Origin of the sequence: Kutzneria sp. NPDC051319 (assembly GCF_040682195.1) — a bacterium.
GTDB lineage: Bacteria > Actinomycetota > Actinomycetes > Mycobacteriales > Pseudonocardiaceae > Kutzneria.
Map to the genome: position 1 here is coordinate 224,521 of NZ_JBFBAM010000003.1, position 18,837 is coordinate 243,357.

Genomic DNA, 18,837 nt, shown 5'->3' on the forward strand with positions numbered 1-18,837 from the left:
CGCCACTTTCCGCAGATCAGCCGCCGCCGCTTCGTCCACCGTCCCGCCCTCGCGCAGCGTCCGCCGGGCGTCGTACAGCACCCAGTCGAACGCCTCCACCGCCCCGATCACCTCGGCGTACGCGTTGGCCCGGCCCTCGTAGCTACGGTTCTCCCGGTCCTTCTCCCGCTCCCGGCGCCACCGCAGCTCTTCCCGCTCGGTCTCCCGGCGCCACCGCCGATCCTCCCGCCAGCCCGCGATCAGCTGCGCCCCCAGCACACCCCCGAGCCCCAGCAACGCCACCACCACCGGCACCCACAGCGGCACCTGCCCAGAAGACATGCCGCAGAACCTAGCGTCAGGCGATGCCCTCCTGGGCCGTCCAGATGCGGAAGGGGTTGACCTTGGCGGGCACGAGGTCCGGCGCGGCGGACGGGCCGGCCAGGGTGGGCGCGGACGGGGTGCCGGGGGCGGGGAGCTCCAGGAGGCGGTCGATGGCCTCGGCCAGGCTGCCCTCGAAGAGCCAGACGGCCTTGCCGGGCTGGGCGGAGTCGTGCACGGCGGGCATGCGGCCGGCCTTGGCGTCGTCCTCGGAGCGGAACAGGATGGTGTCGACGAAGCCGCGGAGCTGGCGGTAGCCCATGATGCGGTCGAGGTGGCCGTCCTCGTCGGGGATGTTCATGAACTGGAAGCCACGGTCGCGCAGCTCGGCGAGCTTGCCCAGGACGCCGTCCATGCTCGGCTACCGGTCGGACGGGTTGGACGGGCGGTCGTAACTCGCGACCACGACGCGGACCAACAGCACGAGACCGACCGCAACCAACGCCGCCACCTGCAACGCCACAGCTGCCTCCAAGGTGTTCCGCCCCCACCTTCGCCGGCCCCTTGGCCCCGGCGAACCTGCGTTATCAAGGTGACAGGGATTCACCCGTTTGGGGAATACAGTCGTCCTTAACAGATTCACAGTTAAATACTGTGTGTAACACGCTCGTACCGTCTTGACCGTGTCCTGTCACGCTGGGCAGCTGAACCCATTCTGAAGTGATCGGGATCACATATTTGTGAGAAATACGTGACCTTCGACAAGGGGCTGTAGCGGTGTCATCTGCACGGGAGAACGCCCCGTGCGGTGGGTCACCGCAGACGGCCACGGTGGCGACGGGCACTGGGTTAGTGTGCAGGCCGTGGGGGACCTGGGCGAGGACACGCAGCCGATCGGACGACATGAGTCCTGGCTGCCGGATGATCACCCGCTCTACCGTCCCCGACACGGCAAGCAGCGGTTCGCCCTGGTCTGCGCGGTGGTCTTCTTCGTGACACCGCTGTTCGGCCTGACCCTGTTCGGCACGCCGCCGTCGATCGAGAACCGAGCGCTGCACCCGTTCCCCGGCGTGAGCGACGGCTGGTCCTTCTTCACCGAGCTCGGCCCCTGGGCCACCGACCACCTGTCCTTCCGCGAACAGGCGATCAAGCTGACCGACGGCATCAGCCGCTCGATCTTCGGCGAGCCGCCGAACCAGGACAGCGGGGACCCGTCACAGCCGTCCAGCGGGCCGATCGCCGCGGGGCCGCCGCCGACGGTCACCCCGCCGGTGCCGGGCTCGTCGCCGCTGGACAACGAGCCGCCGCCGATCGCGGGCTATCCCCGGGTGATCGAAGGCAAGAACAACTGGCTGTACTTCGGCTACGACACGCAGGGCAAGTGCCAGCCGCAGCAGCCGCTCGACACCGTCATCTCCAGCCTGGTCAAGCTGCGCAAGGCGGTCGAGCAGTCCGGCCGCAGGTTCGTGCTGCTGGTCCCGCCGGACAAGTCGACGGCGGTGCCGGAGAACCTGCCCGACCAGTACCCGGGCAAGTCCTGCGCCCTGGCCTTCAGCGCGAAGTTCTGGCCCCAGGTGACGGCCGAGGCCGGCGCCGTGGACCTGCGGCCGGCCCTGGCCCGCCTGGGCTCCTCGGTCTACTACCCGCAGGACACGCACTGGACCTACGCCGGCGGCCTGATCATGACCCGGGCCCTGGCCGGCGCCATCAGCCCCGGCATCGACGTGCCGTGGCGGGTCACCGAGGGGGCCAAGGTGGACGGCTCGGCGGACCTGCCGCCGATGCTGGCCCGCACCGGCACGGAGAGCAGCCACACCTACCGGCTGGCCCCGGACGGCGGCGTCGACCGCACCCAGCAGGGGCCGTTCGACACCCACAACGTCCTGGCCTTCCGCACCGACAACCCGGTCAACGGCATGGTCGCCGGCAAGACCACGATGGTCACGGACTCGTTCACCAACTACGCGGCGCCGTTCCTGGCCGCCACCTTCGCCGACATCACCCTCGCCCCGAGCGCCGTCGTGCAGCAGGACCCGAACGCCGAGGCGCAGCGCATGGTGGACAGCGACACCGTGGTGCTGGAGGTGGTCGAGCGAAACCTGGCGTCCGGCATCAGCCCGCTGACCCAGCCCTCGGTGCTCGACCCGATCCTCCAGCAGTTGGCCGCGCATCCCAAACGCTGAAAGGCCACTCGGTACAGTGCCCGACGTGCGTGCAGAGTCCCGACCGACCACCGTCGGCGCCATCGCCCTGTGGGGCAGCAGCGACCTACCGGGGCTCGGCGACCAGGTGGTGCCCCGGGTGCTGGAACGCGAGCTGCTGACGCGGCTGCCCGGCTGGCGCGTCACGCACTACGCCCCGCTCGGCTGGAGCCGGCCCTCGGTGTCGGACGGCGGCCTGATCGCGGAGCCGCTGGGCGAGCCCACGCCCGAGCGCCTGCGGCAGATCGACGACGCCGCGCACCTGAGCATCCTGTGCGCGACCTTCACCCGTGACACCAACCTGACCGCGCTGTACGGCACCGCGCGGGCCGAGGCGTTCTTCACCATGGACCGGCCCACCGTCACGACCAATCTCGCGGTGTTGGCCGACGGCCTGGTGCCGGCGGAAGTCCTCAACGCCCGGACGCTTCAGCTGCGCCAGCTCGGGGAGCTGCCCGAGGACGACTACGTCATCGGCCCGGACGGCATCGAGCTGCCGGCGGACGTGGTCTTCGAGGACAAGCTTGCGGCGATCGCCTCGGCGCGCAAGGTCGTCACCGAAGACCCGTACGTCGCCGCCGCGGCCGCCGCGCTGGGCACGGCCGTGACGGGCCCGATCATCGACGTCCGTGTGCTGGCCCGGGAAGCGCGGGCGCAGATCGACGCCTTCGCCGAGGCGGCCGAGCGGGCGCTGGTCGAGCGCGGCGGCGACCTCAAGCGGCGGATCGCCGACCTGGCCGCCGAAAACGCCGCACTGCGACACGCCCACGCCCGGCAGCGCCACCGCATGCTGCACGAGCGGCAGGTCCTCGTGGACAAGCTGATGGCGGCCGACGACTCCGAGGCCGTCGAGCGGCTGCGGGCCGAGCTGGAGCACGAGTGCCACCTGCACCGCGAGGCGCTGGCCCGCGCGGCCGAGGACCACCGCGAGCTGAACGCGTTGCGGCAGACCAAGTTGCTGCGCTGGTCGCAGCCGCTGCGTGAGACCTACGGGAAGATCAGGCGGGCATGAGGATCACGTTCGTCCTGGTCTCCTACGGGGGCCGCCAGCTGGTCGTGGACTGCCTGAAGAAGCTGGCCGAGCACACCCCGCAGCCGTACGAGGTGATCGTCGCGGACAGCGCGTCGCCCGACGGCACGGGCGAGTGGCTGGCCGCGAACCTCACCGGCGCGACCGTGCTGCGCATGGACCGCAACCTCGGCTTCGGCGCCGGCTGCAACCTGGCCGTGCGGCACGCCAAGACCGAACTGGTGTGCTTCCTCAACGCCGACGTCGAGGTCACCGAGGGCTGGCTGGAGCCGTTGCTGGAGGTGCTCGACGCGCGGCCGGAGATCGCCGCGGTCGCGCCCGTCATGCTCAACACCGACGGCACCGTGCAGGAAGCCGGCAGCGTCATCGGCGGCGACGGCTGGTGCCGGGCCTGGGACGGCCCCGAGCAGGAGATGTTCGCGCGCCAGGTGGACTACGCCTCGGCGGCCTGCCTGCTGATGCGCCGCAGCGCCTTCCACCAGGCCGGCGGCTTCAGCGCCGACTACGAGATCGCCTACTTCGAGGACGTCGACCTTCAGGTCCAGCTCAAGTCGCTGGGCTGGACGGTGTGGCTGGACCCGCGGTCGCGGGTGGTGCACGCCCGGCACGGCAGCAGCACCACCGACCGGGCCATGGAGCTGATGCGGCTCAACCACAAGGTGTTCACGCGCCGCTGGCCGCAGGAGCTGGCCGACCGGCCGGACGTCGTCGGCCTGGACGAGCCGGAGCGTGAGCACCACAAGTACTGGCTGCGTGACCGCAATGCCGGCTATCGGGTGCTGCTGATCGACGACCGCGTGCCGCAGGCCGACCGCGGCCGCGGCGACCCCCGCACGATGGCGGTCGTCGACGCGTGGCGGCTGGCCGACCCGAACGCCCGCGTCACCTTCTACGCGCACTCGCCCGAACGGGCCGAGGAGTACGCGCCGGCCTTGCAGGCCAAGGGGATCGAGGTCGTCTGGGGCGTCACCGACGCACGGCGCTGGTCGGCCGAGCGGGCCGGCCTGTACGACGTGGTCGTGGTGTTCCGGCCGCACAACTTCGCCCAGGCCGGCCTGACGATCTCCAAGTCGCAGCCGCAGGCGGTCAAGGTCTACGACTCCGAGGCGCTGTTCTACCGCCGCCCCGGCCAGTACTTCGAGACGGCGCTGACCTCGGCCGAGCGCCGACGCCTGGCGATCGAGGCGCGGCACCTGCGTGACCAGGAGGAACACGCCTTCAACTGGGCCGATGTGGCGGTCTGCGTGAGCGAGGAGGAGGCGCGCTGGGCCCGCGGCATCGCGCCCGACACCTCCGTGCACGTCGCCTGTTACCCGGCCAACCTGCCCGGCGACGTCCCCGGTCTCGACGGCCGGCAGGGGTTGGCGTTCTTCGGCGGCTTCGACAACACGCCGCGCACGCCCAACGAGTTCGCCGTGCTGGAGCTGGTCGACGACGTGCTGCCGGAGCTGTCGCGGCGGCATCCCGGCCTGCTGCTGCGGGTCATCGGCGCCGACCCGTCGCCGGCGGTGCGGGCGTTGGCGCGCAACGACATCGAGGTGCTGGGCAAGGTCCCGGACCCCGGTGTCTGGCTGTCCAAGGCCCGCCTGCACGTGGTGCCGATGCGTTACGGCGCCGGCGTGAAGATCAAGTTCGTCGACTCGATGGCCGCCGGCCTGCCGTTCGTCACCACGCCGGTCGGCGGCGAGGGCCTGCACCTGGGCTGGATGGCCCGGCACCTGGTCGGCGAGTCGCCGGCCGAGATCGTCGAGCTGTGCGACCGCATGCTCACCGACGACGTGCTGTGGACCGAGATCCAGCAGGCGCTGGTCGAGGTGTGCCGGACCAAGTTCTCCGCCGCGGCGTTCCGCGCCGAGATGGAGGGCGTGATCGTCGACTGCGGGGCGCTGCCGAGCGCGGTTGGTTAGTCGATGCTCGGCTGCGCCAGCGGCGGGATCTTCGCCCGTGACTTGCGCAGCGCGTGCCAGCGCAGCGCCGCGCTGAGCAGGAACCGTTCCGCGCCAGCCGTTTCCTCGCGGGAGCGGGCGGCCAGCTTCAGCAGCGGCGCGCGGCGGTGCTCGACCTCGCTCAGCTCGGTGAGCCGCTCGCGGTCCTCGGCCGTCATGCTGTCCACGCGCAGCAGCAGCGTCGAGGCGAACTGGGCGACCCGGCGCAGCTCGTACTCGGCCACGGCTTCCAGCTGATTTTCCTGCTCGGCGGTCAGCACCTCGTTGCGCCCCAACGCCAGCAGGGCCAGGCCGAGGCGACCGGGCAGGCCCTTGTCCAGCCGTTCCTGGCGATGGCCGGTCACGGCCTGCCCGTGCTGCCGGTACGAATACAGGGCACGGTCCACGAACGCCAGCTTGCTGTCGGCCAGCGCCGTCGCCGCGATCCACTGGTCATGGAACGCCGACGGCGTGCCCGGCGGGAACGGCAGCACCAGCTCGCGCAGCGTCCGGCCGTCCACCAGGCTCGACGCGCCGGTGACGGTGTTGAGCAGCAGCAACGCCTCCAGGTCCGTCCACTGGTTGCGGCGGTCCTGCCAGAACGAGCCGGCGACGACGGTGTCGTGCTCGTCCACCAGGCGCATGTCCGAGTAGGCGAGCCCGTGGTTCTCCAGCGCGGACAGCAGCGTGGCCAGCTTGTCCCGATCCCACACGTCGTCCTGGTCGGCCAGCGCGACCGCGTCGGCATCGGACGGCGCGGCGGCCAGCGCACGCTCGAAGTTGGCGTAGAAGCCGACGTTGTCCTCGTGCTCCACCAGCACGAACCGGTCGTCGCCGGTGATCAACCGGCGGATCACCGCCACCGACTCGGGGCCGGAGTTGTCGTCGCTGAGCACGCACACCCAGTTGTCATGGGTCTGGGCCCGGATCGAATCCAGTTGCGCGGCCAGAAAAGCCGGATCCGGCCGGTAGGTCGCCATGCACACCGCGACCTTCTGGCCCTTGCCGGGCCACGACACTGCCACCGGGTCCACAATGGACGGCACCAGCCGCAGCGGCGGAAGTTCGCGCCGCAGCAGGGTTCCGTCCACCAGCAGCACGCCGAGCACCAGCGGCTTGTCCACCGGCGCATCGATCCGCGTCAGCGACAGCCGGACCCGGAAGCCACAGCCCTCGGGCGTGCGGACGACCGAAGGCCCCAGCGCCGCAACAACATCCGGCCGCGCGTGGCCCAGGCTCGCCGCGTGCCAGGCGCCTTCGAACAGCACCCGGACGTCCTTCACCGCGATGCCGGCGTTGACCACCCAGCCGTCCAGGTCCACGACCTGTCCGCGGCCGACCGCGACCGGCTTCTCCGGCACGTTCACCAGGTAGTGCAGTTCCGCCTCGCGCTTCGGCCGCGCCGACTCACGCATGCGCGCCCCGAACACACCGGCCAGCGGACCCGACCGCCGCAGCACGGCATCGCCTTCGTCCCCGGCCCGCCCCAGCGCGATATCCCTTACGCCACGCGCAATCCGCGCCGACGGCCACAGATACCGGTGCGCCGCCCGCACGATCTTGGCGCCCTCCAGCGCATCCAGCCGCGCCCGCGTCTTCGCCAGCCGATCGGCCACGGCCGCCGCCTGCTGCTCCAGCTCCCCGGCCCGGGCCTGTGACCACTCGGCCTCCAGCGCCGCGTCCGCCAGCTCCGCGAACACCATGCCCAGCCGCCGGTCCAACCGCGCCGACTCGGCCCGCGCGACGGACAGCTCCTGCTGGGAGACACCGAGGCGGCCGGTCAGCTCCTCGGCGTGCGCCTGCTTGTCGTCCAGCGCCTGCCGGTGCCGGTCGAGATCGGCATTGACGTCGTCGAGGCCTTGCTCCAACGCCTTGATGTGGTTTTCGAGCGCCTGGCGGTGGTCGAGATCGGCGACGATCCGGTCGAGGCCGCCCTCGACCGCCCACAGCGGCGATCGCGGGGGTTGGCTCGCCCGCTCGTGCAGCGACCTGACCGTCGCCTCCGCCGGCGTGCCGGCCACCAGGCACTGGAGTTCGCCCTCGGCCTCGACCAGTTCCGTCCAGCGCTCGTCGGCGGCCGCCACGAGACCGACCAGATCGGCGAGGCCCCGCACGAGATCGCGGACGGTGGCCTCGTGGCCCCAGACGTGCGGCGAGCCGGTGTCGTAGAGATCGTTGGCCAGCTCCAGCAGCGACCGCAGCTGCGCGAGCTCCGCGTCCACGCCAGTGCCGGCCAGCCACTCGCGGTCGACGCGTCCGACGCTGCCGTCCGGCGCGAGGATCAAGTTGCCCGGGTGCACGTCCAGGTGATCCGGCGGCAGAACCGCCACATCGGCACGGCCCGGCAGATACGGATGCCGGTCGTCGTCCGCGGCCAGCGGTCGCGCCTCGGCCAGCACGGTTTGCTGCCACAGCAAGGCCAACCGGCGGAGTTCCGCCAGCTCGCCCGTGCGCATGGCATCGAGCATCACCGCGTCGAGCGGGCGGCCGGGCAGCCACGACTCGGTGGCGGCCTTCTGCTGCCGCAGCCAGTCACGCCGCACGCTGCCGGCGGTGTTCGACGTCAGCACAAGGTCGCGGCCGAGCGCCCGGGTGCGCCGCCACTCCGGCCGGCGGCCGGCGTTGACCAGCCAGGCCAGGCTCGGGTCCAGCAGTTCGTCCAGCGGTTCCTCGGACGCCGACGCCAGCACCAGGAACGACGGCGCGACCTCGATCCCGAAGCCCTCGGCCACCGCCGCACTGTGCAGCTCGCGGGCCGGCGAGACCATGAGGCCGCCGCCGAACGCGCCGCGCAGCGGGTCGCGAACCAGCTTCTCCACCAGCTCTTCGGCGTCCGGCCGATCGAACAACGCCGTGTTCAGCACGACACGCGGCAGCTTGTAGTCCGGGTACGGCAGCAGCCAGCGCTGAGCCGTCAGCCCCGCGTCGGCCAGCAGCGACGCCAGCTTCCGCCGGGTCCAGGTGCGAGCCTGCGGCTGACTGCCCGGGTAGTCGGCGATGCCCACCCAGGACTTGCTGTGGTGATCCTCCGGCCGGCCCAGCAGATAGCCGACACCGAGCCGGTTCTCGATGGCCAGCGCGACAACGCCCCGCTCGGACAGCGTCCGCCGGACGCCGTCGAGCAGCCGCTCCGGGCCGGCGCCGAAGCGGGTGCTGTACTCCAGCACGCCACACAACACGGCCAGATCCACGCCGCTGGTGGCCGCCAGCTGGCTCTCGATCTCGCCGCGCACGATCCGCACGTTCGGCAGGTCACGGCAGCGCTCCCGCGCCGCCGCCGCACGGTCCTCCGTGCCCTCGATGCCGAGCACGTCCAGGCCGGCTTCGCCGAGGGCACGGGTCAGCACGCCCGTGCCACAGCCCAGGTCCACCGCGCGCAGGTCCGGCCGCAGCCGCAGCGGCGCCAACAGGGCCAGCCGCTGCGGCGAGAAGTGGTAGGCCGTCTCCCAGGAGTCGACCTTGGCCGCCAGCTCCGTCGAACCCGCGCTGATGTCCTCGGCGGCCTTCAGCGCGAGCAGGACCTCGGACTCCGCGCCGTCGGCGTAGCCGACCTCGTCCGACATCACGGCGTCGGCGCGTACTTCTGCGTCTCGGTCTTGAGCAGGTCCCGGAACGCCTTCTCGGCGGCCGCCGCGTCGGGACCGTAGGCCTCGACCCGGACAATGTAGCCGTTGGTGATGTAGTGCGCGCGGAACGCCGTCTGGCCGTCCGGGCCGCTGGCCGGCAGGGTCCGGGCGGTGACGCCGGTCGGGATGCCGGTGGTCACCTGCTGGTACTTGGACTGGGCGTAGAAGTTGTCGATCGCGTTGAGGATCGCCTTCGGGTCGGCGCCGGTGCCGGCCTGGAACGCCCAGATGCCCTCGTGCATGGCGTCGTTCTGGGTCACCACGCCGGCCACCTGGATGGCGCCGTTCTGCTTGAGGATGGCGACTTCCTGCTCCGTCGGCGCGTGGTTGGTCACCGCGTCGGCGATGGAGTAGTTGACGTTGTAGACCTGCTTGCCCGGCACCTGGACGAACGGGCCCGTGGGCAGCGGCGGCGGGGCCGAGGTGGTGGTCGTCGGCTTCGCGCTGGTCGACGTCGTGGTGGTGGCGTCGGTCTTCGAGCCGGCCGTGAAGAAGTAGATGCCGGCCGCGAGGCCGAGCACCAGCACGATGGCCACCGAGATCGCGATGATCTTGCCGGTCTTGTTGCCGCGCTTGCCGCTGTCGAACACCTCGGGACCCTGCAGCGGCCAGCTGGCCTTGCCGAAGTCCGGCGGCAGCTCGTTGCTCCACGGCGCCGCGCCGTACTCCTGCGGCTGGCCGCCGCCCATGCTCGGCTGCTGGGGCATGGCCTGCCACGGCGGCGGGGTCTGCGGGCCCGGCACGAAGCCGCCGGCGTTGGGCACCACCTGGGTGCGCTCGGCGTGGTCACCGCCGGTGTTGCGCACCACCTGCGTGCGCTCCGCGTTGTCGCCGGCCGGCTGGTCGGTGATGGGCCGCAGCACCTGGGTGCTCTCCGACGGCGTCTCCGGCGGCGTCTGGCTCTGCTGCTGGTTGGACGGCGGCTGCCAGCGGAACGGCTGGCCGAACGGGCTGCTCTGCGGCTGCTGAGGCTCGGCCGGCTGCTGGGGCTGACCGCCCGGCGGCGTCTGCGGCGGCTGACCCTGGGCCACGCCGAGCAGCTGGTCGCGGCGTAGACGGTAATCCTCTGGAGTCACCCGGCCCTGGGCCAGCTCGCTGTCGAGCTGTTGCAGCTCCTCTTGCCAGGACATCCCCAAACCTCCGGATCACGTCTCGCGTCTGGGGGCCATTGTGCCGAAGGCCCCGCGGCCGCCGTACTCGACTGGGTCGTTGAGAGATCGGGTTGTGACCCGGCCTCCGTGCTCACTGCTTCGGGGCCACCGGCAGGCGGTACGCTTTGCCCCCGGCCATGGCCACGACCTGCGGGTTCGTCGCGTTCGCCGCGGCGACGGCGTGCCAGCCGGCGCCGGTGGCGGTGGTGTGCGTCGCCGCGGCGACGTCCGGCCGCGGCAGGCCGACGTAACCGCCGCCGACCACATTGTTCTGGTCGTCCACGACCAGCACACAGTCGGGACTCCTGCCGTCCACCACGGCCCACCCGGACAACATGGTGTCGCCGACCACCTTGCCCGACTCCACGTAGCCGCCGCTGGTCCCGTTGGGCGTGAGCAGCGGCGCGGCGGAGACGTCCAGCTTGGCACCGAGTTCGGGGCCGCCGCAGCCGAGGGTGAAGTCGCTGGTGAACGGGTACGCGCCGAGGCCCTTGGCCGCCGGCAGGATGCTGTCCTTCACGCGCAGCGACGCCATCGTGTTCTTGGCGTCCAGCCGCATCGCGACCGCCAGCACCGTCTGACCCGGGTACTGGTTGCGCACGTTGGTGGCCTGCGCGCTGCCCAGGGTGAAGGTGACCAGCCCGATCGTCACCGCGATGACAACGGCCGGCGCCACGGCGAGCTGGCGCCACAGGAGCACAGCCATCGCCAGCACGGCGCTGGCGGCGAGGCCGCTGATCATCGCGTACCGGCCGGACTCGCCGACGCTGTCGGCGACGCCGGCTCGGGACAGGCCGACCATGATCGCCACCAGCACGATGTGCACGGACAGGCCGGTCCAGCCGGCGTTGTCCGACGACTCGACGTCCGGGCCGGGCTCCGGCGACCGACGAACCCGGGACGACGCCACCAACACGACCGCTACCACCAGCGCGATCAGGCTGATCACGCCGAAGAGCACAGCCAGCTCGGGGGTCTGGGTGGACCAGAGCACGCCGAGCACGCCGGATGTCACCGCGAGTAGCCGGTCGAGGGCGAAGGTCGCCGTCGGGATGGAGGAGGTGTTCGGCAGTGTGGTGTAGGCGATCGCCGCGCCGACCACACCGAGGACCGCGATCACGATGGGCGCGATGACCTGCCACCGCCGGTCGCCGCGCAGCCAGGCGATCAGCGCCAGCGCCACCCACACCGGGAAGGCCGCGCCGTGACCGAAGCACGCGATGACGCCGAGGATCAGCGCCGGCACGGTCCGGCCGCGGTGGGCCAGCGCGATCGCCACAATGGCCGGGGCCAGGCCCGACAGCCAGTGCGTGCCGCTCATGCCCTCGCCGAAGTTCTCCAGGTTGCCCGGCGAGAAGACGAGGAAGGCGAAGCCCGCGACCAGGGCCGCGCGCACCGCCGCGCCCAGCCGGCGCGGCAGCATGGACGCCATGGCCGCGACCACGACCAGGCTGAGGACCACGACCAGCAGGCCGAGCGCCTGGTTGGAGCCGCCGAGGAACTTCGCGTCCAGCCAGAACAGCGTGCCGGCGATGACCACCGGGTGCCCGTTGTAGAGCACGAACAGGCCGGCCAGGTGGAACTGGCCGCTCGGATAGCTGGCCAGGCCGAGCACCGACCAGTAGTCGAGGAAGTTGAGCCCGGGCGAGCGCAGCACCTCGACGATCATCGAGACCACCGGCACGGCGGCCAGCACGGCCAGCAGCGCGACCGGCCAGTTCCAGCGCGAACGGGCAGGCTCGTCTGACAGGTCGCCCGACAACCGCGGGATTTCTGTGGTGGTCATCCGAGCTCCGGTTCCCCTCGCCGGCTCAGCTCACCGGCGCCTTCGTCAACAGTGCGGCCACGGCCTCGTTCAGCGCCTTGGCGACGGCGGCCTCGTCGACCGGCTGCGCCTGCGCGACGGCCACCATCACCGCGTTCAGCCCGGAAGCGTAGATGGCGCGGTACTGGACCTGGTCGCCGGTAACCAGCTTGACCACCTTCACCTGGCCGGGCAGGCCGCTGGCGTCGACCGGGTGCAGTCCGCCGAGGTCCTGGTACTCCAGCAGGTCGGAGCTGGTTTTCTTGGCCGCGGCGGTGCTGTCGGTGACGAAGGCGAACTCGACGTAGTTGAGCTTGCCGTCGGCCGATCCGGTAAAGGTGACCTGGCTCACCTTGTCGGCCTGGAGGAAGTCGCCCTCGCGGGCGTCGAACAGGCCGCGGTTCTGGCCCTCGAAGACGGACAGCTCAGCGCGGTCGAGGCGGGCGGAGCCGGGCAGCGGGGGCAGGTCCTCGAGGTGCAGGGCCTTGGGCACGGGCGGCGGGGAGGCGGCCTCGATCTGCGGGCGGACCCCGAACCACCAGCCGCCGGCCAGCAGCAGGACGAGCACCACGACGATCACGACGAGCAGCGCGGCCCGGGACTTCTTCTGGGTCGCACGGGTCGTGAAGACGTCCTCGTCCGTGGGCGGGCGGGGAGCGTACTGGGGCGCGGGGGCCTGCTGGTCGCCGAGCGGCTGGTACATCGGCAGCTCGGTCACGGCGGACCACGGCGGCACCACGGCGTTGCCGGGCGGCGGGGTCTGCGCGGACGGCATGGGCTGGATCGCCGGACCGCGGCCGAACTGGCCGGACGGCGGCGGGGACTGCGGCGTCATGGACTGATAGGGCTGGCCGGCCGGGAAGGGCTGAGCCGGTGTCATCGGCGGCGCCTGCTGCGGAATCGGTCGGCTGGGCGGCTGCTGCTGGGGAATCGGCTGGCTCGGGGGATCCTGCCGGGGGATCGGCTGGCTCGTCGGCTGCTGGACCTGCGGTTGGGCCTGCGGCTGCTGCTCAGGCTGCGGCGCCGGCGGCTGGACGGTCTGAGTCGGCGTTTCGGCCGGTGCGGGGCGCTGGGGCGCGACCTGTCCGGCCGGCGGGAAGCCGCCCGACGCCGCCGCCAGCAGGTTGTCGCGCCGACGCCGGTATTCGGCGGGCGTGATGCCCTTGTCCGCCAGCTCGGCATCGAGTGCGCGCAGTTCCTCCTGCCAGGTCACGATCATCCTCCGTGGTCCGCGGCATGTGTCCGGCCTTGCTACCAGGAGTGTCCGCTCGTCACAACATAGTGAACGGAACGACCCCGACCCGCCTTTCGGCCGTCACGCCTTGAACACAAATCCGGCGGGTCGGATCGTTAGCCGTGGATAGGGTCGTGTCATGACCACGCTGACCGTGCATCTGCCGGAGGAACTGGACGTCGAACTGCGCGCCGCGGCCAAGGCGGCCGGGTCGACGGAGGCGGAATTCGCGGCATCGGCGATCGCGGAAGCGCTGGACGCGAGGCGGCACGCGGAGGTCATGGCGCTGGCCGAGCGGGTGCTGGTCCGGGACGAGGCGATCGTGTATCGGCTGGGCACGGCATGACCAGGTACCTGACGACGGCGGATCTGACGGCGATCGCGCACGCCACGATGGGCGGCAAGGCGCTGATCCGGGACGCCGGCCTGATCGACTCGGCGGCGGCCCGGCCGATGACGACGATGTTCGGCGCCGAGGCGTATCCGGATCTGCACGAGAAGGCGGCCGCGCTGATGCATTCGGTGCTGCGCAATCATCCGCTCATCGACGGCAACAAACGACTCGCGTGGGTCGGGGCCCGGGTGTTCCTGGCGTTGAACGGGTTCGATTTCGAGCCGGACGAGGAGGCGGCGGTCGAATTCGTGCTGGCGGCCGCTTCCGGCGAATCGGACGATGTGGATACGGTGGCGGCGACGCTGCGGGAATGGTCGCGACGCGCCGCGTGACCGGGGGATCACCGGCTGCACCTAGGGGTGAGAACCCTTGCCCCGATTGCGGCCCCTTGTGCCCGAAACGGCAGGGGTGGAACGGGCCGGTCGGCGGCTAAGGTCCGTTCGTGCCTGGAATGGTTCCGTTCACCGACAACGTCCGCGATCTCTCGAATACCGAGGGATACCAGTTCGAGTTCCACTGTGAGCGCTGTGGCAACGGCTATCGCTCCGCGTTCCTGCGGGACAAGGTGGAAATGGGCCGCGGCCTGCTGCGCGTGGTCGGGTCGCTGTTCGGCGGGGCCGCTGAGGACATCAGCCGCTCCGCCGAGCAGTGGCGCTACGACCGGGCCACCAACTCGCCGGCCAAGGACCGGGCGATGACCGCCGCGGTCCAGGAGATCAGCCCGAGCTTCTCGCAGTGCCGCGGCTGTTCGGACTGGATGTGCAAGCAGCAGTGCTGGAACGACGAGGTCGGCCAGTGCCTGCGCTGCTCGCCGTCGGTGGCCGAGGAGGTGGCCCGCGCCCAGTCGGCGGCGCAGCGCGACCAGATCTGGGAGAAGGCCCGGGAGAAGGACTGGACCGCGGACGTCGACGTGGCCACCCGCGCCAAGCTGAACTGCCCGAGCTGCGGGACGAAGGTCGACGGCGGCAAGTTCTGCTCGGCCTGCGGCTCGTCGCTGGCCGTCCCAGTGAGGTGCGGCGGCTGCGGTTCGACGGCCAACAAGGTGGGCGCGGTGTTCTGCTCGGGCTGCGGCGGCAAGCTGTAGCGACGGTCCCTTTCGGGTCGAGCGGCGGCGCGAGCGGACCAGGCCGGTCGACGCGCGGGCCCTTGCCGGTCCGCTGATGGCAGACTGGATTTTGTGGCCATCCTTGGCCTGCAAGTTCTTCCGGCGTGAAGGGATCAGGACACTCGATGCCGCAACTGACCGCGAACGGGATCTCGTTGGAGTACGACACGTTCGGCGACCCCGCGAACCCCGCCCTGCTGCTGGTGATGGGCCTCGGCGCGCAGATGATCGCCTGGGACGTGCGACTGTGCCAGCTGTTGGTGGACAAGGGTTTCCACGTCATCCGGTTCGACAACCGGGACTGCGGCCTTTCGCAGTCCTTCGACGGCGCGCCGTTCGACGTGGCCGCGGCGATGGCGGGCGACCCGTCGACGGCGCCGTACCGCTTGTGGGACATGGCCGACGACGCCGCGGCGCTGCTGACCGAGCTGGGCATCGACCGGGCGCACGTGGTCGGCGCGTCGATGGGCGGCATGATCGTCCAGGAGCTGCTGATCAAGCACGGCGACCGGCTGCTGTCGGCCTGCTCGATCATGTCCACCACCGGTGACCCGGCGGTCGGCCACTCCACGCCGGAGGCGACGGCCGCGCTGCAGGCCCCTCCGCCGCAGACCGCCGCGGAGGCGGGCGAGGCCGCGGTCCGGGCCAGCAAGGTCATCGGCTCGACCGGTATCGCGGTCGACGTGGACACCATCCGCGCCGGCGGCGAGGCCGCGTTCGCGCGGGCCCGCAATCCGCTGGGCTTCGTGCGCCAGCTGGCCGCGATCATGGCGTCCGGCGACCGCACCGAGGGCCTGCGCTCGGTGAAGGTGCCGACGCTGGTCATCCACGGCGAGGTCGACACGCTGCTCAACGTCTCCGGTGGCAAGGCCACCGCGGCGGCGATCCCGGACTCGCGGCTGCTGCTCATCCCCGGCATGGGCCACGACCTGCCCAAGGCGATCTGGCCGCAGGTCGTGGACGCGATCGCCGACAACGCCGCTCGCGCCGTCTGATCTGACTCGGCCGGCGGCGCTGCGCCGCCGGCCGACCTCCACAACCAGCGTTTTCGCCCGGCATGCCACCGGTTTTGGTCTAGACCTTGACACGGAAAATGTGGTCTAGTCCACTTTCGGGCACCGCGGATCGCACCCTGTGGAGGCACGCATGACCCGCAGATCCCTGCTTCACGCTTTAGCCGGTCTCACCGCAACCGCCCTGGTCGCGCTGGCCATCGTGGCCCAGCCCGCGACCGGCGCCACCGCCAACCTGGCGGCCGATCCCGGCTTCGAGTCCGGGTTGTCCGGCTGGACCTGCTCGGCCGCCGCCGCGGTCGCCTCGCCCACCCACTCCGGCTCCGGGGCCGCCGCCGGCACACCCGCCGGCCAGAACTTCGCCCAGTGCAGCCAGCAGATCAGCGTGCAGCCGAACTCCCAGTACACGCTGACCGCCTGGGTCCAGGGCAGCTACGTCTACCTCGGCGCCACCGGCACCGGCACGACCGATCCGCAGACGTGGACCTCCAGCTCCGGCTGGCAGCAGCTGTCCACGTCGTTCACCACCGGCGCGTCCACCACCACCGTCACGATCTACGTGCACGGCTGGTACGGGCAGCCCACCTACTACCTGGACGACGTGGCGTTGACCGGCCCCGCCGGCAACCAGCCGCCGCCCACCACCACAACGACGACGACCACTACAACAACAACCACCACGACCGGGCCGACCACGCCCCCGCCGTCGGGCCTGCCGACCCACGCCCTCGTCGGCTACCTGCACTCCAGCTTCGCCAACGGCTCCGGCTACGAGCCGATCGCCAGCGTGCCGGCCGCGTGGACCGTGATCGACCTGGCCTTCGCCGACTCCGCCGGCAACGGCAACGTCGTGTTCAACCGCTGCTCGGCCAGCGAGTGCGCGGGCGTGGAGAGCGACGCCGACTTCCTGGCCGGCATCAAGGCCCAGCAGGCCAAGGGCAAGAAGGTGGTCATCTCCATCGGCGGCGCCGCCGGCGAGGTGAAGCTGACCTCGGCCGCCCAGGCGACCAACTTCGTCACCTCGGTCAGCGCCATCATCGACCGCTGGGGCCTGGACGGCGTCGACATCGACTTCGAGAACCAGTCCCTGTCCCTGCAGGCCGGCGACTCGGACTTCCGCAGCCCGACCACCCCGGTCGTGGTTTACCTGATCTCCGCGCTCAAGCAGCTGAAGGCCCGCTACGGCGCGAAGTTCGTGCTGACGATGGCCCCCGAGACCTTCTTCGTGCAGCTGGGCTACCAGTTCTACGGCCCCGGCCCCAACAACGCCCAGGACCCGCGGGCCGGCGCCTTCCTGCCCGTCATCTACGCGCTGCGGGACTCGCTGACGCTGCTCACCGTCCAGGACTACAACTCCGGGCCGATCATGGGCCTGGACAACCAGTACCACCAGATGGGCGGGGCCGATTTCCACATCGCCATGACCGACATGCTGCTGACCGGTTTCCCGGTGGCCGGCAACACCTCGCGGATGTTCCCGGCGCTGAGCCCCGGCCAGGTCGCCATCGGCGTGCCGGCCAACCAGAACGCCGGCAACGGCTGGATTCCCACCGGCACCCTCGACCAGGCCCTGGACTGCCTGACCAAGGGCTCCAACTGCGGCGGCTACGCCGTGCACGGCCGCCATCCCGATCTTCGCGGCCTGATGACCTGGTCCATCAACTGGGATAAGTTCAACAACTGGGAGTTCGCCACCAACTTCACCTCGTACTTCGGCGGCTGACGGCACCCTCCAGGGGTGGGCCGCGGCGCCGGCCCACCCCTGGAGGCCGTGATCAGCAGAATGAAGGGCGAGCTGCTCGCCGAGGGCTGGATCCTCGCCCAGAACGCCAAGGCCTTCGTGGAGGTGGCCAGCACGTTCGCCGGTCAGCAGCTGGAGGACGGCGACTGGCGCAACGTCGACCTGGGCCTGATGACGTCCGACTCGACCGCCAGGGACGGCTGGTTCGAGTTCCCCCTTGAGGGCGACTCCGACGTCACCATCGCCTTCGCCACCAGCCCCGGCACCGAGGTCCTCTCCGTCCGCGTCTGGGGCTCCGGCTTCAGCGACCTGGCCATCCGCTTCGAAACCGCCTTCATGATCTTCGGCATGTACCGAATAGAAGTCTGAAGACAGAAAAGAACTGAGTGCACGGGGCGAACGCCGAGACCTGAGCGGGAGAAGGCCAGGAGACGGAGGCCCTCCGCCAACACCCCGCCACCGTGTTCGCCCCCAGCACCACCTGAGTCAGTCCGTGGGGGGCTTGGGGGGCTCGGCCCCCCAAAACAACGGCGAGGGGCGTATATCCGCGCTTTCTGCGGATATACGCCCCTCAGACCCGAGCGGACGACGAGACTCGAACTCGCGACCCTCACCTTGGCAAGGTGATGCGCTACCAACTGCGCTACGTCCGCAACGCCGTGCTGCGCACAGCATATCCCATGGGTGGGAGGGGTTTTCAAGCGGGGTGGTCCGCTACCCCCAGCAGCCGGTCGACCTCGGCTAACTTGTCGGCGGGCAGGCGCCACTCCCAGAGCGGGCGGACCTGGGCCATGACCTCGGTGGGCAGCCGGCGGGCGACGTCGTGGCGGAGGTCCCAGTCGTCGAAGACGTGTTCGTAGAAGCTGACGACGGCGGCGTTGGACAGGAAGCGGCCGGGCTGTTCGAAGCACCAGCGGGCGAAGCCGTACGACCTCGCCAGCAGCTCCTCGTCGCCGGCGCGGTGGGCCTCGAGGGCGAGTTGCAGCACCTCGAACAGGAAGACGTGGCAGGACCAGGAGTCGCGTTCGAGGTAGGGACGCAGTTCGGGGAACCGCGCCGACGCTTCTCCACGCCATTCCACCACGGGTGAAGGCTACTGGAGTCCGGCGGCCGCGTGGACCGGGCCGTGACCAGCTGACGCCGAGCCGTGACCGGTCCGACACCAGGCGTTATTACGGCTGGCTGAGGCCAATCGGCGGTATCGACGGCGGTCGGCGACCTTGTAAGAACGACTCAGGTTGTCCTGATCCTGTTACGTTTGGTTACACCTGTTCGTGGGATTATCGTCACCCACTCGGTGGCGTCGGCTGGGG

15 protein-coding genes and 1 tRNA gene are annotated in these 18,837 nt (G+C 70.9%); 9 read left to right on the top strand and 7 right to left on the bottom strand.

The features are described 5' to 3' along the window. Positions 1 to 337: 337 nt before the first annotated feature. Complete coding sequence (locus AB0M73_RS04585; protein ID WP_363886740.1) at positions 338 to 715, bottom strand: hypothetical protein; 378 nt, start codon at positions 713 to 715, stop codon at positions 338 to 340. 448 nt (positions 716 to 1,163) lie between these two features. Between AB0M73_RS04585 and AB0M73_RS04590 the strand changes: the two genes are divergently transcribed. Genes AB0M73_RS04590 through AB0M73_RS04600 form a run of 3 tightly spaced genes read left to right on the top strand, consistent with a single transcriptional unit; the run spans position 1,164 to position 5,438 of the window. Next, the gene (locus AB0M73_RS04590; RefSeq protein ID WP_363886742.1) at positions 1,164 to 2,483 is read left to right on the top strand and encodes a hypothetical protein; all 1,320 of its coding nucleotides are present in this window, start codon (positions 1,164 to 1,166) and stop codon (positions 2,481 to 2,483) included. 25 nt (positions 2,484 to 2,508) lie between these two features. After that, positions 2,509 to 3,513: a hypothetical protein gene (locus tag AB0M73_RS04595; protein ID WP_363886744.1), complete on the top strand. Its 1,005-nt coding sequence runs from the start codon at positions 2,509 to 2,511 to the stop codon at positions 3,511 to 3,513. Next, positions 3,510 to 5,438, top strand: a complete 1,929-nt coding sequence (locus AB0M73_RS04600) for a glycosyltransferase (RefSeq protein WP_363886746.1) — start codon at positions 3,510 to 3,512, stop codon at positions 5,436 to 5,438. Before AB0M73_RS04595 ends, AB0M73_RS04600 begins: the two co-directional genes overlap by 4 nt. On the opposite strand, the gene AB0M73_RS04605 is transcribed toward AB0M73_RS04600, so the two are convergent. The 4 genes from AB0M73_RS04605 to AB0M73_RS04620 form a co-directional block, all read right to left on the bottom strand. Next, positions 5,435 to 9,019, bottom strand: a complete 3,585-nt coding sequence (locus AB0M73_RS04605; RefSeq protein WP_363886899.1) for a glycosyltransferase — start codon at positions 9,017 to 9,019, stop codon at positions 5,435 to 5,437. The genes AB0M73_RS04600 and AB0M73_RS04605 overlap by 4 nt on opposite strands. Continuing rightward, positions 9,019 to 10,212, bottom strand: a complete 1,194-nt coding sequence (locus AB0M73_RS04610) for a hypothetical protein (RefSeq protein ID WP_363886748.1) — start codon at positions 10,210 to 10,212, stop codon at positions 9,019 to 9,021. Before AB0M73_RS04610 ends, AB0M73_RS04605 begins: the two co-directional genes overlap by 1 nt. Positions 10,213 to 10,324: 112 nt before the next feature. Next, positions 10,325 to 12,019: a hypothetical protein gene (locus tag AB0M73_RS04615; protein WP_363886749.1), complete on the bottom strand. Its 1,695-nt coding sequence runs from the start codon at positions 12,017 to 12,019 to the stop codon at positions 10,325 to 10,327. 25 nt (positions 12,020 to 12,044) lie between these two features. Beyond that, on the bottom strand, positions 12,045 to 13,250 hold the full coding sequence (locus AB0M73_RS04620) for a hypothetical protein (RefSeq protein ID WP_363886751.1): 1,206 nt from the start codon (positions 13,248 to 13,250) through the stop codon (positions 12,045 to 12,047). A gap of 160 nt (positions 13,251 to 13,410) precedes the next feature. Here AB0M73_RS04620 and AB0M73_RS04625 point away from each other — a divergent pair, with 160 nt between their 5' ends. From AB0M73_RS04625 to AB0M73_RS04650, 6 genes are all read left to right on the top strand, one after another. Further along, positions 13,411 to 13,617 (top strand): hypothetical protein, encoded by a 207-nt coding sequence (locus AB0M73_RS04625; protein WP_363886752.1) that lies wholly within the window; start codon positions 13,411 to 13,413, stop codon positions 13,615 to 13,617. Beyond that, positions 13,614 to 13,997, top strand: a complete 384-nt coding sequence (locus tag AB0M73_RS04630; protein ID WP_363886755.1) for a type II toxin-antitoxin system death-on-curing family toxin — start codon at positions 13,614 to 13,616, stop codon at positions 13,995 to 13,997. Before AB0M73_RS04625 ends, AB0M73_RS04630 begins: the two co-directional genes overlap by 4 nt. Positions 13,998 to 14,116: 119 nt before the next feature. Next, positions 14,117 to 14,749 (top strand): zinc ribbon domain-containing protein, encoded by a 633-nt coding sequence (locus tag AB0M73_RS04635; protein WP_363886900.1) that lies wholly within the window; start codon positions 14,117 to 14,119, stop codon positions 14,747 to 14,749. A 146-nt stretch (positions 14,750 to 14,895) separates the two neighbouring features. Further along, a complete protein-coding gene (locus tag AB0M73_RS04640; RefSeq protein WP_363886757.1) occupies positions 14,896 to 15,765 on the top strand; it encodes an alpha/beta hydrolase in 870 nt (289 codons plus the stop codon). A gap of 151 nt (positions 15,766 to 15,916) precedes the next feature. Beyond that, positions 15,917 to 17,506, top strand: a complete 1,590-nt coding sequence (locus tag AB0M73_RS04645) for a glycosyl hydrolase family 18 protein (RefSeq protein ID WP_363886760.1) — start codon at positions 15,917 to 15,919, stop codon at positions 17,504 to 17,506. 48 nt (positions 17,507 to 17,554) lie between these two features. Then, on the top strand, positions 17,555 to 17,893 hold the full coding sequence (locus tag AB0M73_RS04650; RefSeq protein ID WP_363886762.1) for a hypothetical protein: 339 nt from the start codon (positions 17,555 to 17,557) through the stop codon (positions 17,891 to 17,893). 211 nt (positions 17,894 to 18,104) lie between these two features. Here the strand turns inward: AB0M73_RS04650 and AB0M73_RS04655 are convergent. Together AB0M73_RS04655 and AB0M73_RS04660 are read right to left on the bottom strand one after the other, a co-directional pair. Beyond that, positions 18,105 to 18,177, bottom strand: a tRNA-Gly gene (locus AB0M73_RS04655). 44 nt (positions 18,178 to 18,221) lie between these two features. Beyond that, positions 18,222 to 18,608, bottom strand: a complete 387-nt coding sequence (locus AB0M73_RS04660) for a hypothetical protein (protein ID WP_363886765.1) — start codon at positions 18,606 to 18,608, stop codon at positions 18,222 to 18,224. Positions 18,609 to 18,837: the final 229 nt, after the last annotated feature.

Excerpts from the sequence above, each read along its gene's own strand:
- AB0M73_RS04585 (WP_363886740.1), bottom strand. The coding sequence starts at position 715 with ATGGACGGCGTCCTGGGCAAGCTCGCCGAGCTGCGCGACCGTGGCTTC.
- AB0M73_RS04600 (WP_363886746.1), top strand. The coding sequence starts at position 3,510 with ATGAGGATCACGTTCGTCCTGGTCTCCTACGGGGGCCGCCAGCTGGTC.
- AB0M73_RS04605 (WP_363886899.1), bottom strand. The coding sequence starts at position 9,019 with ATGTCGGACGAGGTCGGCTACGCCGACGGCGCGGAGTCCGAGGTCCTG.
- AB0M73_RS04610 (WP_363886748.1), bottom strand. The coding sequence starts at position 10,212 with ATGTCCTGGCAAGAGGAGCTGCAACAGCTCGACAGCGAGCTGGCCCAG.
- AB0M73_RS04615 (WP_363886749.1), bottom strand. The coding sequence starts at position 12,019 with ATGACCACCACAGAAATCCCGCGGTTGTCGGGCGACCTGTCAGACGAG.
- AB0M73_RS04625 (WP_363886752.1), top strand. The coding sequence starts at position 13,411 with ATGACCACGCTGACCGTGCATCTGCCGGAGGAACTGGACGTCGAACTG.
- AB0M73_RS04630 (WP_363886755.1), top strand. The coding sequence starts at position 13,614 with ATGACCAGGTACCTGACGACGGCGGATCTGACGGCGATCGCGCACGCC.
- AB0M73_RS04635 (WP_363886900.1), top strand. The coding sequence starts at position 14,117 with ATGGTTCCGTTCACCGACAACGTCCGCGATCTCTCGAATACCGAGGGA.
- AB0M73_RS04640 (WP_363886757.1), top strand. The coding sequence starts at position 14,896 with ATGCCGCAACTGACCGCGAACGGGATCTCGTTGGAGTACGACACGTTC.
- AB0M73_RS04645 (WP_363886760.1), top strand. The coding sequence starts at position 15,917 with ATGACCCGCAGATCCCTGCTTCACGCTTTAGCCGGTCTCACCGCAACC.